The 18,339-nt window shown below is 65.9% G+C and carries 11 protein-coding genes; 7 read left to right on the top strand and 4 right to left on the bottom strand.

The features are described from left to right. Positions 1-29: 29 nt before the first annotated feature. On the bottom strand, positions 30-707 hold the full coding sequence (gene pyrE, locus WAQ08_RS09000) for an orotate phosphoribosyltransferase (RefSeq protein WP_422191091.1): 678 nt from the start codon (positions 705-707) through the stop codon (positions 30-32). Positions 708-721: 14 nt separating this feature from the next. Here pyrE and WAQ08_RS09005 point away from each other — a divergent pair, with 14 nt between their 5' ends. The 3 genes from WAQ08_RS09005 to WAQ08_RS09015 all read left to right on the top strand — a co-directional run bounded on the left by WAQ08_RS09005 (position 722) and on the right by WAQ08_RS09015 (position 4,035). Further along, positions 722-1,534, top strand: coding sequence for an exodeoxyribonuclease III (locus WAQ08_RS09005; protein WP_422191093.1), 813 nt, complete (start codon positions 722-724; stop codon positions 1,532-1,534). Positions 1,535-1,723: 189 nt separating this feature from the next. Next, positions 1,724-2,902, top strand: a complete 1,179-nt coding sequence (locus WAQ08_RS09010) for a hypothetical protein (protein WP_422191095.1) — start codon at positions 1,724-1,726, stop codon at positions 2,900-2,902. 173 nt (positions 2,903-3,075) lie between these two features. Continuing rightward, positions 3,076-4,035 carry a hypothetical protein gene (locus WAQ08_RS09015; RefSeq protein ID WP_422191097.1) on the top strand — a complete coding sequence of 320 codons (960 nt, stop codon included), beginning with the start codon at positions 3,076-3,078 and terminating at the stop codon, positions 4,033-4,035. Positions 4,036-4,136: 101 nt separating this feature from the next. On the opposite strand, the gene WAQ08_RS09020 is transcribed toward WAQ08_RS09015, so the two are convergent. The 3 genes from WAQ08_RS09020 to WAQ08_RS09030 are packed head-to-tail and all read right to left on the bottom strand — an operon-like array spanning position 4,137 to position 7,346. Further along, positions 4,137-4,940, bottom strand: coding sequence for a hypothetical protein (locus WAQ08_RS09020; RefSeq protein ID WP_422191099.1), 804 nt, complete (start codon positions 4,938-4,940; stop codon positions 4,137-4,139). Next, on the bottom strand, positions 4,940-6,730 hold the full coding sequence (locus WAQ08_RS09025; protein ID WP_422191101.1) for a hybrid sensor histidine kinase/response regulator: 1,791 nt from the start codon (positions 6,728-6,730) through the stop codon (positions 4,940-4,942). Before WAQ08_RS09025 ends, WAQ08_RS09020 begins: the two co-directional genes overlap by 1 nt. A gap of 16 nt (positions 6,731-6,746) precedes the next feature. Further along, complete coding sequence (locus tag WAQ08_RS09030; protein ID WP_422191103.1) at positions 6,747-7,346, bottom strand: response regulator transcription factor; 600 nt, start codon at positions 7,344-7,346, stop codon at positions 6,747-6,749. A gap of 201 nt (positions 7,347-7,547) precedes the next feature. On the opposite strand from WAQ08_RS09030, the gene WAQ08_RS09035 reads away from it, so the two are divergent. From WAQ08_RS09035 to WAQ08_RS09050, 4 genes are all read left to right on the top strand, one after another. Next, complete coding sequence (locus tag WAQ08_RS09035; RefSeq protein WP_422191105.1) at positions 7,548-8,279, top strand: helix-turn-helix transcriptional regulator; 732 nt, start codon at positions 7,548-7,550, stop codon at positions 8,277-8,279. A 122-nt stretch (positions 8,280-8,401) separates the two neighbouring features. Then, a complete protein-coding gene (locus WAQ08_RS09040; RefSeq protein ID WP_422191107.1) occupies positions 8,402-8,875 on the top strand; it encodes a hypothetical protein in 474 nt (157 codons plus the stop codon). Between the two features lie 178 nt (positions 8,876-9,053). Beyond that, complete coding sequence (locus tag WAQ08_RS09045; protein ID WP_422191109.1) at positions 9,054-10,787, top strand: ShlB/FhaC/HecB family hemolysin secretion/activation protein; 1,734 nt, start codon at positions 9,054-9,056, stop codon at positions 10,785-10,787. A gap of 57 nt (positions 10,788-10,844) precedes the next feature. Then, a partial coding sequence (locus WAQ08_RS09050; RefSeq protein ID WP_422191111.1) for a filamentous hemagglutinin N-terminal domain-containing protein occupies positions 10,845-18,339 on the top strand: 7,495 nt, incomplete at its 3' end.

Raw genomic sequence — 18,339 nt, forward strand, 5'->3', positions numbered from 1 at the left:
GACGTGGGCAAGGTTCGCGCAAGGATGCTTCAGACCCCGTAGCGCTGCCGGTAAGCCAGCACCGCAGGATGGAACTGCGTCAGGGCTGGATCGGCCTGGGTTTCCAGATAGTGCAACAGGTCAGCCAGGGTCGCAATCGAAACAACCGGCAGTTTGTAGCGTTGTTCCACCTGCTGCACGGCACTCTCCTCAGCGTCCTGGCCACCAGCAGTGGCTTTTTCCTGACGGTCCAGCGCGATGGACACGCCGCAGGGTGTGGCACCGGCTGCGGTGATCATGTCGATGGATTCGCGCACCGAGGTGCCGGCCGAGATCACGTCGTCGATGATCAGCACGCGGCCCTTGACCGGCGCGCCCACCAGGGTGCCGCCCTCGCCGTGGTCTTTCGCCTCCTTGCGGTTGTAGGCAAAGGGCACGTTGCGGCCCAGGCGGGCCAGCTCGATCGACACGGCGGCGGCCAGCGTAATGCCTTTGTAGGCGGGCCCGAACAGCATGTCGAACTCAAGCCCGGACGCGATCAGCCGGCGTGCATAGAATTCAGCCAGGCGACCGAGCTTGGCGCCGTCGTCGAACAACCCCGCATTGAAGAAGTAGGGCGACAGGCGGCCGGCCTTGGTCTTGAATTCACCAAAGCGCAGCACCTGCGATTGCACCGCGAAGGCCACGAAATCCTGGGCCACGGCGTTGCTGGTAGGGGTGTTCGTCATCTTGAGATCTCAACGTGTTCAGACTGGTATCCCTCAACCTCAACGGCATCCGCTCGGCAGCGACCAAGGGCCTCATCCCATGGGCTGAAGGACTGTCGGCCGATTGTATGGGGGTGCAGGAGCTCAAGGCGCAGGCCGCCGACATCGCCGGCAAGTTCGAATCCATCGCCGGCATGCAAGGGCACTTTCACCACGCCGAGAAGAAAGGCTACTCCGGTGTGGGCCTGTACAGCAAGCACGAGCCGTCCGACGTGCTGATCGGCCTGGGTGAGCACGATCCCAGCGGCGAGTTCGACGCCGAGGGCCGCTGGGTGGAGCTGCGCTTCGACAAGCCCGGGCGCAAGCTGTCCATCATCAGCAGCTACTTCCCCAGCGGCTCCAGCTCGGAAGAGCGGCAAGATGCCAAGTTCCGCTGGCTGGTCATCGTCGAGCCGCACCTGGCCCGCCTGGCGGCCGAGCGCGACTACATCCTGGTCGGCGACATCAACATCGCGCATCAGAACCAGGACCTGAAGAACTGGAAGGGCAACCTCAAGAACAGCGGCTTCCTGCCCGAAGAGCGCGACTGGATGAGCAAGCTGCTGCACCTGGAGAACACCGCCCGCCTGGTCGACGTGTACCGCCAACTGCACCCCGACACCACCGACGAGTGCTACACATGGTGGAGCAACCGGGGCCAGGCCCGCGCCAAGAACGTGGGCTGGCGCATCGACTACCAGTTGGCCACGCCCAAGCTGGCCCTTCTGGCACGCCAGACCTCAGTCTACAAGGGCCAGTGGTTCAGCGACCACGCACCGCTGATCGTGGACTACGACCTGGCAATCTGAACCCCAGGGCGTGAACCACGCCTCCTTGCAACGGGAAATACGGGTGTCCACCCGGCCATTGGTACAGATCACATCGCGCCACGGCGCCACCGAACTGTGCAACATTGAAGGCCTGCGCCACGGCAGCATCGCGCCAGCCATGCGCCATACGCCGGCCTCATCAAATTCAATGTCAATGGAGTTCATGCAATGGGCACGAAGAAGTGGACCGCCGTCGATTACGACGCCGTCAAATACCTCACCAAGGCCATCGGCAGCAAGCTCGAACGCGTCGAGCTGCCCAAGACCATGAGCCTGCAGGTCGTCATCGAGCTGGATGACGACCTGTACAAGAAGCTCGCCAAGGACCCGACCTGGCTGGCCAAGCTGCAGGATGCCGCAGGCGACAAGGCCCGCAAGGCCATGGACGAGGCCGCCAAGCTCATCCTGCAGACAGAGGCCAAGGCGGGCAAGTTCGATGCGAAGACCGCCGCCATCTTCACCAAGGATCTGCAGTCCTCGCTGGAAAACGCCTTCAAGACCGCCAGCGGCGAAATGGCCGATGCGGCCGTCAAGCTGTTCGAGAGCTACAAGAAGGGCCAGAAGGACCTGTCGGACTTCCGCATCAAGGCCGTGGGCAAGATCGCCGTCACGGCCATCCTGGTGTCGGCGGGCACGGCGGTGTCCGTGCTGTCGGCCGGCGCCCTGTCGCCCATCGGCATCGTGGGCATCGTGCGCGGCGGCGTGGCCATCGGCCAGGAGATCACCAAGCTGGCCTTGTCGGCCGACCAGATCGCCAAGGTGATCCAGGGCGAGCTCAAGGTGCTCAAGAAGTTCATGATCGACAACGCGCCCAAGGGCAACGCGGCCAAGGAGCTGGGGCTGAACGCGATGAGCAAGGTGCTCGGGCTGGACACACCCAGCCTGAAGAACTGCAAGTCGCGCATCGAACTGCACAAGATCGACATCGCCAAGATCGAGAAGAAGTCGCACGATCTGTCCAAGAAGATCTACGAGGCCATGGACGAGCAGACCGCCTGGGCCAAGAAGTTCGACAAGGCCAAGAAGTCCCTGCCCGCCCCCAAGGTGGGCAAGATCTCCACGGCGCTGGAAAAATCCGAGAAGGCGCTGGACATCCTGATCCAGAGCACCATCAAGATCAACGAATCCATCGCCAAGGCGGAAAAACGCCAGGAGGCGTTCGAGAAGACCCTGAAGGCGATGGAAGACGGCATCCCCGGCTGGGTGAAGTACGTGGACCTGGCCATCGGCCTGGGCCTCGACCTGGGCCTGGGCCTGGCCGATGCCAGCTCGGCCATCGAGAAGGCCGCCACGGTGGTGTTCAGCGTGGAGCAACTGGTGGCGACCGAGGTGATCGACCGGGCCTGACCGCGGCCAACCCGGCATTGGCGCAGAGGACTGCGGCAGGGGTCTATGGCAAGGATGTGTTGAAAAAGCACGAAGGCGTGCAAAACCCGTCCTTTTGAACAGACTCCCTGCGGCATGCCTGTGCCCACAATCAGCCCCACTGTCCATTCAACCTTCATGCAGTGGGAGCATCCATGCCGTACACCTTCGCCAAGTCCTGGGGCGACACCTACAACAAGGCCAACGTTGTCTTCTCCAAGGACATCAACACCGCCAACAAGACCGACCGGAAACTGGGCGGCGTCCTGAAGACCTTGCTGGAGGACGCCAACCGCCCCCTCGGTTTCATCAGCGCGCTCGATGTGCTGGACAAGCAGGACCTGTTCGCCGGCAACGCCAAGGCCGAGGCCGAGCTGCCCGCCAAGATCAAATCCTTCAAGGCGGCGCTCGACAAGGTCGAGGCCGAGAAGAAGAAATACGTGAAGGTGCTGGACGACGCCATCAAGCTCAAGCCCACCATCAAGGACAAGAACGGCTACGACCTGCCGACCCCGATCAAGGACGCCTACCCGGACACCTACCGGCAGCTCAAGATCATGCAGACCGAGGTGGAGGCCGTCTTCCAGCGCGCCAGCAACCTGCTGACGGATGCGCTCAACCACGCGAAGGTCGCCAAGATCCAGGCCGAGAAGAACAAGGCCATGGAGAAGGCCCCGAAGGGCGAAGAGGGCAACGCCGCCGTCAAGGCCATCTCCAACGAGGCCGTGCTCAAGACCGCCCTGCTGAAGTTCGCACCCAGCTTCAAGAGCGCCATGGCCAAGGGCGCCGGCGTGATCCAGAAGATCAAGGCCTCGCCCAACGTGGCCACCTACAACGCCGAGATGAACAACGGCGGGCGCGACATCTCGCAGAACCTGCTGAACCTGGTCAAGATCAAGGCCGACGCCAAGTTCAAGGGCACCACCCTGGCCAAGAAGCTGCCCGACCCGGGCCAGATGGCCAGGGACATCATCCCCTTCGCGAACGGTGACAAGCGCAACCTGCCCCTGACCGCCACCGAGCGGGAGGTGAAGCAGGCGCTGACGGAGTTCACCGTGCTGTACAAGCAGATCGCCACATCCTATGCGGACGTGATCTCCGGCAAGATCAAGTGAGCCGCCCGGTGGCCCCGCAGTCGGGGCACTGACCCGCCAAGCCCTCTGCGGAGGGCTTTTCATGCGCGGGGCATGAAGGGCTTAAAGGGCTGGGTGGGGCCTCAGCCCACCGCCTTGTCCAGCTTGAGCAGCTCGCCGCGCAGCTCCTTGCACATGCGCACGATCACGTCCTCGATCTTCTGCCGGGCCTTGTCGTCCTTGGCGGATTTCTCGGCCATCTGCAGCGCGTGCGAGAACGAATCGCCGTCGTGCACCTTCCACACGCCCCAGAAATCATCCTTCAGGCGGGGCGTGTTCTTGACCGTGTTGTGCACGGCGTTGCAGGGGCCCTTGCACAGCTTGTCCCACAGCTCGCGCGTGGGGTTCTTCTGGCACTGGTCCAGCCCCTTGTTCAGGCCCTGCAGGTGCGGCTGCAAGGTCTTGCGCAACTGGCCATCGGCCTTGACCAGTGATTTGCGGGCCTCGTCGAACGGCTTGAAGATCTCGCCCAGGTCCTTGAAGACCTCGCTCACCTCGTCGGCCGCCTTGGCCGCCTGGGCCATCAGCACCACCACGGGCTTAGGGACCTTGGCATCGGCCTGGCACAGCTTGGCCAGGGTCAGCGCCTGCTTCTTGACCTCCAGCGCCTGCGCCACCAGCGGCACCACCGTGCTGCGGTAGGCGGCCTTGGCAGCTTTTTCCGCATCTTCCAGATCGTCCAGCGCAGCGAACACCTGGTTGCGCCTGGGCTGCAGGTCGTCCACCTCCACCTTCTTGTAGAGCGACTCCAGCTTGGCCATGGCCACGGCCAGGGCCTTGCCATCATTGCTGGCAGACACGGGCGCACCCTGCCTGATCCACTGGGCGGCACTCAGGGCATCGGGCCAGTCGCCACGGCGCTCGAAGGGGTTGAAGGCAGAGGCCATCAGAGCACCTCCTCGTCCAGGTGGTGCGAGCGCAGCAGCGCGCGCAGGCGGATCGGCTTGAGCGGCTTGCGCAGCACCGAGATGCCGCGCTCGGCGGCGCCACGGTCCACGGCCTCGTCCACCTCGCCGGTGACCAGGGAGATCACGGGGCCGTCGCCGATGATGGCGCGGATGCGGTCGGCCACCTGCAGGCCGGTCTCGTTGTCGGCCAGTTGGTGGTCGAGCAGCACGTGCCAGCGCTTGTCGAACTCCTGGCTCAGGATGGCCAGCGCCTCGTCGCCGCAGGCGCACATGCTCACGCGCACACCCCAGTCCTTGAGCAGGCGGTTCATGGCGTCGCGCACCAGGGGATCGTCCTCCACGAACAGGACGTTCAGATCGGCTTCCAGCGTCGGCACTGGTTCTTGTACTTCTTGTGTATCCACCGGGGAGTCTAACGGCAAGGTGACGGCGAACAGGCTGCCCCGCCCGGGGATGGACTGCACCTCGATCTCATAGCCCAGCGCGGCGCACAGCCGGTGCACGGTGGACAGGCCCAGGCCGTAGCCCTTGTCGCGCTGACGCTCCGGGTTGTTGACCTGGAAGAAGTCATCGAAGATGCGGCTCTGGTCATGCGAGGCCAGGCCCACGCCGGTGTCAGCCACCACCAGCGAACACGCGCCCGGCCGGCGGCGCACGCCCACCAGGATGCGCCCGTCCTCGGTGTAGCGCACGGCATTGGACAGCAGGTTGCCCAGGATGCGCTCGATCACGGCCGGATCCGCATGCACCCACAGCGATGAGGGCACGTTGCGCACCACCAGGCCCTTGGCTCGCGCGCCGGGGCGCACCTGCACCAGCACCTGGTCCACCACGCGCTGCAGCGGAAAGGCAGCCGGCTTGGCATTGCGGTGGGCCGTCTCGGCGTGGGTGACGCCCAGGATGGCGTCGAACAGGCCCGTCAGGCTGCTCACGCAGGAGGTGATGTGGTCGATCAGTTCGCGCCGCTCCACATCCGACGGATCCTTGCGCAGCAGGGCGCTGTACAGGCCCAGGGCGTGCAGGGGCTGCTTGAGGTCGTGGCTGGCGGCGCTCCAGAAGCGGGTCTTCTCCGCGGCGGCCAGCTCCGTCAGCGCCGCGCCGTGCTCGGCCTTGGCCACCTGCTGGCGCTCGTGCTCGAGCAGGTCGGCCGCCTCCAGGCGCATGCTCAGGGCAGTGCGCAGGGCAGCCTCGGACTGCCGTCCGGCCACCAGCAGGAAACCCCCCAGCATGACAAAACCCAGGGCCAGGTAATCGGTATAGGTGTCGGGCAGCCACAGCAGATAGACCACCGAGGGCAGCAGGCTGCCCGCCAGGAAGGCGTACAGACTGGAGATCAGCGCCGTGTAGAGCACCGCGCTGCCCGCCGCCACGACCACGATGCCGAACGCCGGATACAGCAGTGTGTAGACATTGCCCGGGTCGTGCAGCAGCACCAGCCCCAGGCTCCAGCCCAGACCCAGGGCCCCGGCCTGCGCCACCTTCAGGCGCGCCCACCAGCGTGCCCGCCCCTGGCCTGGCGCCTCTTCACGGGCCAAGCGCCGGCCATAGGCCCGGTGCAGCCACAGGCCCATCGCCTGGATCAGCACCATCACCACCAGCCACAGCAGCAGCCGCTCGTGCAGCACCATGTCCCACAGCGCCACCGAGGCGGCGCAGGCCGTCAGCAGCGCCAGCAGGCTGAGCAAGCCGGCGCCGCGCGCGCCGCGGAAGGCCAGCTCCACCTGCTCGGCCAGCAGACGTTGGGATCGGGCGTCAGCCTGGTCGCTCATGAACCTCGTCCTGCGCTCAAAGCAGCCGCTCTCGCAAGGCCTGGCTGACCGCCTCGGTGCGGTTGCTCACGCCCATCTGTTCAAAGATGTAGGACCAGTGGTCCTTCACGGTGCGCTCGGAAATGCCCAGCAGCGCCGAGATCTCCTTGTTGGACAGGCCCTTGGCCGCCAGGCGCAGGATCTCCTTGCGCTTGTCCGACAGGGCCACGACCGCCATCACCGCGGCAGGCTCGACGTCGTACACCGAGCCCCCATCGAACAGCTTGCGCAAGGCCTCGCCCAGGGAAGCGATGTCCCGGTCCTTGGACAGGCAGGCCACGCAGCCCAGGACCGTGGCCTGGCGGGCCATCGCCGGATCGGGGGCGCCACACAACAGGCCGCGCGCCACGGTGGGGTGCTGGCGGGCCACATGGCCCAGCAGCATCAGCCCGTCACCGTCAGGCAGCTGGAAATCCGACAGGCACAGGTCGATGTCGGGCTCGGCCGCCAGCACCTCCAGGGCGGAGACCGTGCCGCTGGCCAGCACGATGCGCAACTCCGGCATCGCGTCGGTGAGGGCCCGGCGCATGCCCTCTCGGTACAGCGGGTGATCGTCCACGAATAGCAGGGTGTACATGGCGGGGATGATCCCACAGTGACACGGCGCGTCACATCCGTACCAATGGCCGGATGCCTGGCGGACGGCTTCGCTTCACCATCCGCAACGCTCGATGTGCCACGTGACTTTTACACACTACACATCAGGTATCCGTCCTTTCGTACGGTTGCAAGACCGGCTGCGCTGCGGCACGATGCCGCCAAACTCAAGGAGCCCACCATGTTGCCCAGTCACGCTTCACCTCTGCCGGAGCAGGAAGACGACGCACTCGCCCGCTGGGGCCAGGTACAGCGCCGCCCTGCCCGCCGAGTCGCCCTGGCATCTGCATTCGAGACGCGTGACCTGGCGCCAACGCCCGCCAGCCACCTGGAACTGCCCCGCCTGTGGCAGGAGATCCAGGATCTGTCCGCGCACGAGATCGATGCAGGGCTGCTGCACCTGCTACAGCGCCTCGCACAAGTACTGGGCGCCGACGGCATCCGCTGGGAACTGCTGGCCTCCACTCAACCTGGCGGCACCGCCTGTATCGCCTCGCAGGTGTTCTGGACCCTGTACCAGCCCGCCCCCACGGAGATGACCGGGCCCGAGCTGTCCCTCACGCTGCCCATGAGCGGCGGCGCCCGCATGCACTTTCACCTGATGCGCGCCCAGGGGCGTGATCCGTTCGCCGAATCGCACCGCGCCACGCTGGAGCTGGCACTGGCCGGGCTGTCGCGCTGGCTGAACTGGCTGAGCCTGAGCCACGGCCCGGTGCTCGCTTCCGGCCCTCTGCCGCCCCACCAGCGCAAGGTGCTGCTGCTCCTGCTGACCGGCCTGTCGGAAAAACAGATCGCGTCCGAGCTCAACCTGAGCACCAACACGGCGCACCAGTACGTGACCGCCCTGTACCGCCGATTCGGGGCCCGCAACCGCCCCTCACTGACGGCGAAGTGGCTGGGCCATCGCCCCTAACCCCCTAGTAATAGGGGGGCGCTCCTCGCACCGGCGCGGAGCCGCCACATCCGGTTGCAGATCATGGGAAGCAGGCCCCTAGAATCAGGGCCGTCTATCGATTCAAGCAGGAAACTCCTCCCATGCGCCCGACCCTCTCGCCCACGATCAGTGTTCTTTCCCTGTCTCTGCTGACGCTGCTGAGCGCGTGTGGTGGTGGTGGTGACAGCGGCGACAAGATTGCTCCACCGCCTGTAGGGCAGGTGACACTGACAGGCACAGCCGCAGGCACCTACCTGCTCAATCGTCCAGAACCCACACTCCGGAGTGGCACTGACGTCACGGTTCAGTTGAGGGATGCGGGAACGTTTTATCTCGCATTCATCTATGACCAAAATACCGGCGCCGTGGGAGTCATGGAGGCCGAGATCAACATCTCGGGCACTCAGTACCGTTTTGAATGCGGTGGGACTAGTAGCCCAGCGTGCGGGGCATCTGGCACTGCTGCGGTCAATACAACTGCGCGCACTCTGACATTCACCAATTACAGCCTGCCCAGCGTTCCCGTCGGAACGACCACCACCATCAGTGGCACAGTGACTTGGCCAGCCCCCTAAAACTAGGGATAACACGGAACTCCCCTCACCCCCAAAAGAGGAGAGCCCCCTAGCTTCAGGGTGACCGGATACCTCGTCCGCGGCGATACTCGCGCTGAATTTGTTTCCAATTATTCTGCCCTGCGCCCGTTCCTGAAAAACTCGGTGCCAGGCTAGCTGTTGCTTGGACGAGGATCCCGTGGGAAAACTTTCAGGAAACGCCCGTTCGTGGCTGCTGTGCACGAGCGTGGCCTGTGTATTGAGCCAGGCAGGCTGGGCGGTCGCTCAGGGGGTGACCCCGCCGAACCCGAACGAGCCCCCCGCCGGCACCCGGCCCACCATTGAGCAGATCAAGCCTGAACTGCCCCTGGTCAAGGACACGGCCGTCGAGCCCCTGCCCGCCGCCGCCCCGCCGCGGGAGCTGGGCAAGCCCAGCGACGACATCACGCTGGACGTCAAGGCCTACACGGTAGATGACTCGGCCCCAGCCGAGGTGCGACAGGCCCTGCACGGCCTGACCGCCCCCTTCACAGGGGCGCAGCGCAGCTATGAAGACCTGGTCAATGCCGCCGCGGCCGTCACCCGGTTCATGCAGCGCGAACTGGGCTACTACCTGGCCTACGCCTACCTGCCCGAACAGGACCCCAAGGACGGCAACGTCAAGATCGCCATCCTCGAAGGCCGTCTCGACCAGGTCATCCTGAACTGGCCCGAGAAATCCCTCGTCAAGCGCGACGTGATCGAGCGCTTCCTGGCACGCCTCAAGCCCGGCACCATCCTCAAGGTGCGTGATGTGGAGCGGGTCGTGTTCACCGTCAACGACCTGTACGGGGTGCGCGCGCGTTTCGAGGTCAAGGCCGGCCGCACGCCGGGCACCGCCTCGCTGGTCGTCACCCCGCAGGCCGAAGAGCGCGTGAGCGGTCGCGTCGAGTTCGACATCAACGGGTCGCGCTATTCAGGCGAGTACCGCCTGACGGGCGTGGCCACCGTGGCCAGCCCCTTGGGCCTGGGCGACAACCTCACCGTGAGCGGACTGGCCTCCACCACCGGTGGGCTGAAGTTCGGTCTGGTCAGCTATTCCGTGCCGGTAGGCTCGGACGGCCTGAAGCTGGGCGCCTCGGCCTCGCACGTGCAGTACCAGCTCGACAAAAACATCTTCACGCTGGACCTGCATGGCACGGCCAATGCCTACAGCGTGTTTGGCCTGTACCCGCTGGTGCGCTCGCGTAACCTGAACTCTTTCGCGCTGGCCACGGTCGAGCAGAAGTCCTACACCGACACCATCGCCGGGCTGACGACCGACAAGGAAACCAACGATGTGCAACTGGGCCTGGTGGGTGATTTCCGCGACAACCTGCTGACCGGCGGTGTGAATGCCTACGAGCTCACGTGGATGAGCGGCAAGGTCAAGCTCAAGGACGGCAACCTGGCCGTGCCCAGCAGCTTCAACAAGTACACGCTCGGCTACTCGCGCCTGCAGAACATCATCAACAACCGCCTGCTGGCCTACCTGCGCTACAAGGGCCAGATCGCGTCGGTCAACCTGGACACCACGGAGCGCTTCGGCGTGGGCGGCCCGTCCGGCGTGCGCGCCTTCGCGCCCGGCGAGGGCACGGCCGACACAGCCCACCTGATCACCACCGAACTGCGCTGGCTGCCGCCGGAAGCGATCTTCGGCCGTGTCAGCCGCGAGATGGTCTTCAGCGTCTTCTACGACGTCGGTTTCGCCAAGGTGCGCCAAGACCTGGAGGGCGCGCCCTCGCTGACCGACAACACGCCCACGCTGGCCGGCGCCGGTATCGGCTTCGTCTGGGACCGGCCGCAATCGTTCGCCATGCGGATCAGCTTGGCCTGGCCCACACAAGGCGAAGCCGTGAACGACAAGAAAGAGCGCACACCGCGTGTGTACGCCGTGTTCACCAAGAGCCTTTGATCCGCACATAACCCTGCTGACGCCAAGCAGTACCGCCCTGACATCCTGAGACTCGCCATGAAACGTCGTGCCCGCCAACTGACTTCGTCCCCGCGTCGCTGGGCACTGCGCCCCCTGCCTGCGGCGCTCATGGCCGCGATGATGCCCATGGCCAGTTGGGCATTCAACATCGGGCAGGTGGTGCAGGGGCAGGTGTCGTCGAGCACCAGCGGCAACTCGACCAACGTGACGGTGCACACCAACACCGCCATCGTGAACACCAAGGACTCGTCCATCCGCGCCAACGAGTCCGTCTCCATCGACATGCTGAGCGGCCGCTCCAGCCTGCTCGTGCGCGACACCAGCTACGACCCGACCTACCTGCTGGGCAGCCTGCAGACCAATGGGCGCGTGTTCTTCCTGAACCCCAACGGCATCGTCTTCGGCAGCGGTTTCCGGGCCGATGTGGGCTCGCTCGTCGCGTCCACGCTGAACATGTCCGATGGCGACTTCATGAAGGGCCAGTACAAGTTCAGCAGCGTGCCCGGTGGCGCCGGCGCCATCACCCAAGCAGCCGGCAGCCTGATCCAGGCGCGTGACACCGTGGCCTTTGTCGCCCCGCAGGTGACGCAGGCCGGCACCATCGAGGCCCCGCGCGTGGGCCTGGCGGCCGGCACCGAGGCACTGCTCGACCTGGATGGCGATGGCCTGATCTTCCTGCAGGTGGGCAATGCGCAGGAAGCCGCCACGCGCCTGTCGCAACTGGGCACCATCGTCGCCGATGGCGGCACGGTGGATATCCAGGCCCGCGCACGCGAGACGCTGGCCGACACGGTGCTGAACGTCGACGGCATCATCCGGGCACGCAGCCTGGGCACACGCGAAGGCCGCGTGGTGATCGATGGCGGCAGCTCCGGCGTCACCGCGGTCAACGGCGTGGTCGATGTCACCGGTGATGACGCCGGTGAGCGCGGCGGCCAGATCAGCGTGCTGGGTGACAAGGTCGGCCTGTTCGGCTCGGCCAGCCTGGATGCCTCCGGCCAGGCCGGCGGCGGCACAGTGCTGGTGGGCGGCAACTACCAGGGCTCGGGCGATGAGCGCCGCGCCAGCCGTACCTACATCGGCCAGGATGCCACCATCAAGGCCAATGCGATCACCGGCGGCGATGGCGGCAAGGTCATCGTGTGGTCCGACGAGGTCACGCGTTTCTTCGGCACCATCGAGTCGCAAGGCGGCCAGCAAGGCGGCAACGGCGGCTTCGTGGAGGTGTCGGGCAAGCAGTCGCTGGCCTTCGATGGGCTGGTAAAGCTCGATGCCCCGTTGGGGCTGGGCGGCGTGCTGCTGCTCGACCCCCAGGACATCCGCCTGGTCGCCAGCGGCGGCACCACCCTGACGAACAAGCCCAACGGCACCCCCGACGTCGCCTTCGCGGATGCCGCGGGCACGACCGTCTCGATCAATGTGGACGGCACCGTCACGGGTGCCTCCGAACTGCGCCTGCAGGCGTCTCAGGACATCTTCCTCGAGACCAACCTGACAATGGACAACAACAACAGCGTGGTGTTTTCTGCCGGACGGCACATTTCGCTGGGCGCCAACCTCCTGCGCGTGCAGGGCACCGGCACGATCACGCTGACGGCCAACGCGGCCAATGGTTCGGGATCGGAGTTGGACGGCATCGGCGGCATCACCACGACCAGCGGCGGCCTGATCCAGGCCGACTCCGGTCTGGTCACGCTGAGCGCCGGCAGCACGGGCATCAACGTCAGCACCCAGGTCAGCAACTTGTCCGTGTCGACCACCAACAGCGGCAACGTCACGGTCAGCAACAGCGGCGACCTGACCTTCGCCACGACAGCGTCCAATGTCGCTGGCAGCCTCACGGCCACGGCCACCAACAGCGGCTCCATCAACAACACCGCCGCCATCGCCGTCACAGGCAATGCATCGTTCGAGACGACAACAGCCGAAGAGGACATCAACCTCAACAGCCTCACGGTCGGGGGAACGTTGTCGGTCACAACCGACGCATTGGCCAACACGGGTAACGCCACCATCGTCAGCGGCAATGCGATTAATCTGGGCACCAGCCGCGTGCGAGGCAATCTGAGCATCACGGCTGGCGGCCCTATCACCAACTCTTCTACCCTGGCCGTTACCGGCACATCCGCCTTCTCCACCACGACGGCGCCCAACGGCATCACGCTCACCAACGTCACGCTGGGCGGCGCGGCCTCCTTCAACACGGTCAGTGCAACCAGCCAGGCCGATGTCAGTGTGACCAGCACCAGCGCCGTCACCCTGGGCACCAGCAGTGTCCGCGGGAACCTGAGCGTCAGATCCGGCGGCCACATCACCCAGACCGGCGCGCTCACGGTGAGCGGCGACACCAGCCTGCGCGTGGACTCGGCCAGCTCCGACATCCTGCTCGGCAACCAGGCCAACTCCCTGGCAGGCACGGTGGCGGTCACCGGCACGCTTGCCAACGTGCGAGATCTGGCCATCCGCAACATCCATGACAATGCGGCACTGCCCAGCGGCCTTGCCAGCATGAGCAGCCTGCGCGACCTGACGCTGATCTACACCGGCAACGTCGATGTCATCGCCCTGCCGGCCTTGTCGCTGCGCAATATCACGATCGAAAGCGGGCGCACCAGCGGCACCAACGGCACAGGTGGTGACCGCGCCATCACGGACTCGGGCACGATCACAGCTACGGGCAATGCCAGCTTCACCACCACGGGCGCGGCACGCGACATCGTGGTCGACCAACTCAACGTCGCGGGCACCATCTCGGTCAACTCCAACGCCACCAACGGCGACGTGGTCGTCGTGAACGCCCAGGATGTCGAGTTGGCCACATCGTCCGTCGGCGGCAACCTGTCCGTCACCTCGGGCAGCCACATCACCCAGGCCAGTGGCGCAACACTCACCGTGGGCGGCACCACCACGCTGGAGGTGGGCGCCAGCAACTCTGACATCCTGCTGGGCAATGCCGGCAACAGCATGGCCGGCGCCATCACCCTGAACCAGAAGGCCCGCATCCGCGACCTGGCGCTCACCAACACCCATGCAGCGGCCGCGCTGCCCTCGCTCTCAGGCACGACCAACCTGAACAACCTGACGCTCAACTTCACGACGGCGAACGTCACGCTCGTCGCGGCCGACATCGACATCACCGGCAACCTGAGCGTCACCAGCGGCGGCGCTACCGGCATCACCATCAGTGGCGCAGCGGCCGCCCGCGTGAAGGTGGATGGCACCGCATCGTTCACCACCACTGCCAATAACGCCAGCATCGTCGCCAACAAGCTGGCGGTGACAGACGCCATCGCGGTCAACACCACGGGGCCCACCGGCAATGCCACGGTCGTCAATGACACCGCCATCAAGCTGGCGGCCTCCAATGTGGGCGGCAACCTCACGGCCACCGCCACCATGGACAATATCTCGGAGGCGCCCACCATCGGCACCGGCACCGTCAGTGTCGGCGGCAACGCCAGCTATACGGCGACAGCCGCCAACGGCACCATCACGCTCAACAGGCAGGCCGTCACCGGCTCGTTCGCCGTGAACACCAATGGCGCCAACGGTGACGTCACCATCGTCAACACCACCGATGTGCACCTGGCAGGCTCCACGGTGGGCGGCAACCTGACGGTCACGGCCACCAACGGCAACATCACCGACAGCGGCACCGTCAATGTGGACGGCAACGCCAGCTACACGGCCTCCACCGCCGGCACCACCATCGTGCTCGACACCCAGGCGGTCGATGGCACGATCGCCGTCAACACGCAGGGTGCAGCTGGCCATGCCACCATCGTCAACGCCACGGCACTGACCCTGGCCGCGTCGAGCGTGGGCGGCAACCTCACGGCCACCGCCACGCTGGGCAACCTGACGGACGGTGGCACCATCACGGTGGGCGGCAACGCCAGCTTCACCACCTCGGAGAACAACGCCAACATCCTCGCCAACCAACTGGCGGTCACGGGCAGGCTGGCGGCCAACACCACGGGCCCCACCGGCAACGCCACCCTGGTCAATACCAAGGACGTGGAGCTGGCGGCGTCCCGTGTGGGCGGCAACCTCACGGTCACAGCCTCCACCGGCGGCATCTCCGACAGCGGCACGGTGGCCGTGGGTGGCAATGCCAGCTACACCAACACCATCGCCGGCAACACCATCACGCTCAACCAGCAGGATGTGGACGGCTCGTTCACGCTCAGCGCCCTGGGCAGCGGCGCCAACGTCACCATCGTCAACGCCAACGGCGTGGCCCTGGCCACGTCCGGCATCGGCGGCAACCTGGATGTCACCGCCACCGATGGCAACATCACCGACACCGGCACCATCACGGTGGGCGGCACGGCCCGCTACATCGCCTCGGCGGCTGATCGCACGATCACGCTGGACACCCAGGTGGTCACCGGCGCCTTCACGGTCGGCACGAACGGTACCAATGGCGATGTCGCGATCACCAACAACACGGGCGTGGAGCTGGCCGCGTCCAGCATCGGCGGGGACCTGACCGTCACGGCCAGCAACGGCAACATCACCGATACCGGCACCATCGTGGTCGGGGGCAACGCCAGCTACACAGCCACGACCGCCAACACCGGCATCACGCTCGACACCCAGAACGTGACAGGCACCTTCGCGCTCAACACCAATGGCGCAACGGGCCACGCGCTCATCGACAACACGCAGGATGTGGTGCTGGCCACCTCCTCGGTGGGCGGCAACCTGGGCATCACCTCCGGCAGCAGCATCTCGCAAGCCACAGGGGCCACGCTCACGGTCGGTGGCACCACCACGCTGGCAGTCGGCAGCGCCGCCTCGGAGATCAACCTGGGCAATACCGGCAACAGCCTGGGCAACATCATCTTCGCAGGCACGCTGACCAACATCCGTGACCTGGCCGTGGCCAACGGCTCGGCATCGGCGGCCAGCCCCTCGCTGGCAGGCCTGAGCCTTCGCAACCTGACGCTCAACTTCAGCGCTGCCAACATCGACCTGTCAGGCCTGAGCATCAGCGGCAACCTGGCCGTGACCAGCGGCGGCGCCGGCGGCATCACCGACAGCGGCACCAGCACGGTGGGCGGCAATGCCAGCTTCACCACCACCGCCAGCAATGCGGTCATCAATCTTGACCAACTGGCCGTCACGGGCACGGTGTCGGCCAACACCACGGGCACCATGGGTCACGTCACCCTGGTCAATGCCTCAGGCGTGAACCTGGCCACCTCCAACGTGGGCGGCAACCTCACTGCCACAGCCACCGCCGGCAACATCATCGACAGCGGCACTGTCACTGTCGGCGGCAATGCCAGCTACACCACTGCCACGGCCAACAACACCATCACGGTCAACGAGCAGGCCGTGACCGGCTCGTTCACGGTCAACACCAACGGCGTGGGCGCCAACGCCACCATCGTCAACGCCACCGGCGTGACCCTGGCCGCCTCCACCGTGGCCGGCAACCTGAGCGTCACCGCGACCGACGGCAACATCACCGATACCGGCACCATCACGGTGGCCGGCACGGCGCGCTACATCGCCTCCACGGCCAACCGCACGATCACCCTGGACACCCAGGCCGTGATGGGTGCGTTCACGCTTAGCACCAGCGGTGCCAACGGCGATGTTGCCATCACCAACAGCACGGGCGTGGCGCTGGCTGCGTCCACCATCGGTGGCGACCTGAGCGTCACGGCCGGCAGCGGCAACATCACGGACACAGGCACCATCAGCGTGGGCGGTGGCGCGAGCTACGCCACCACCGCCTCAGGCGCCACGATCACGGTCGGCAACCAGAACGTCACGGGCGCCATCGCGCTGTCCACCAACGGCCTGGGCGCCAACGTCGTTCTGAACAATGCGCAGGCCGTCGTGCTGGCCACCTCCAACATCGGCGGCTCGCTGGAGGTGACCTCCAGCAGCCACATCACGCAAGCCAGCGGGGCCACGCTCACGACCGGCGATGCCGTGACCGTGGCCGTGCTGAACCCCAATTCCGACATCGAACTGGGCAATGGCGGCAATGCCTTCGGCGGCGTCTTCACCATCAGCGGCAACAAGGACAATGTGCGTGATCTGGCCCTGGGCGGCTCCACGTTCACGTCCCTGTTCCCGCTGAACAACCTGAGCAATCTGCGCAACCTGACGCTGAACTTCAGCACCGCAGACATCACGCTGCCTTCGCTCACCATCCTGGGCAACCTCAGCGTGACCAGCGGCGGTGCCACGGGCATCACCATCGGCGGGGCGCCCACCGACCGCGTGGTGGTGAGGGGCACGGCGTCGTTCACCACCACGGCCAACAACGCCGACATCGTCGTCGACAAGCTGGCGGTGCAGGGCACCATTTCGGTCAACACCACCGGGCCCACCGGCAATGCGACGGTCGTCAATAACACGGACATCAACCTGGCCACCTCCCGTGTCGGCGGCAGCCTGGATGTCACGGCCAACGCAGGCAACATCTCGGATGCCGCCACGGCCAGCCCCGACACCGTCCGCGTCGGCGGTAACGCCAGCTACACCACCCTGGCCACGGATGCGACCATCACCCTGAACGAGCAGGACATCGGTGGCACCGTCACCCTCAGCACCACGGGCAGCAATGCCCATGTCCAGATCGTGAATGCGCGGACGCTGACCCTGAACGCATCAACGATCGGCGGCAACCTGAACGTCACGGCCCTCACGGGCGACCTGGCCGATGGCGGCCTGATCACGGTGGGCGGCAACGCCAGCTACACCACCTCGGGCAACGACGCGACCATCACGCTCGACACGCAGGACATCACTGGCACGGTTGCACTGAACACCACGGGCACCAACGGCAATGCCAGCCTGGCCAACGCCACAGGCATCGACCTGGCCGCCTCCAACGTGGGCGGCAATCTCGCGGCCACGGCCACCACCGGCAACATCACCGATGTCGGCACCATCACCGTGGGCGGCCGGGCCAGCTACACCACCAGCGCCAGCAACGCCACCATCCTGGTGAACCAGCAGGCGGTCACCGGCGGCGTGTCGGTCAATACGTCGGGCGCGCTGGGCCACGCCACCATCGTCAACACAGCAGGCGTGCTGCTGGGCGCCTCCAACGTGGGGGGCAACCTCTCCGTCACCGCAGGTGGCGCGATCACGCAGAACGGCGCACTGGATGTCGATGGCACGACGACGCTTTCGGCCAGCGGTCACGCCATTACCCTGACCAACACCGGCAATGATTTCACCGGCAGCGTCTCGGCCACGGGCGCGGCCGTCCAGATCACCGACACCAATGCCCTGAACGCCGCCATCACGGCTTCGGGCGCGGCCACGCTGATCGCCGGCGGCAACCTCGGCGTCTCCGGCTCCGCGGCCGGCCTGACGACCACCACCACCGCAGGCGGCACCACGGCCTTCGGCACCACCAGCGTCACCGGCAACCTGTCGACCACCAGTGCTGGCGCCGTCAGCCAAGGTGCGGCGCAGGCGCTCACCGTCACCGGCACCAGCAACGTGTCGGCCAGCGGCCAGACCATCACGCTGACCAACACCGGCAACAACTTCACCG

This window comes from Aquabacterium sp. (genome assembly GCF_049274795.1).
In the GTDB taxonomy this organism is placed as follows: Bacteria; Pseudomonadota; Gammaproteobacteria; order Burkholderiales; family Burkholderiaceae_C; genus Aquabacterium.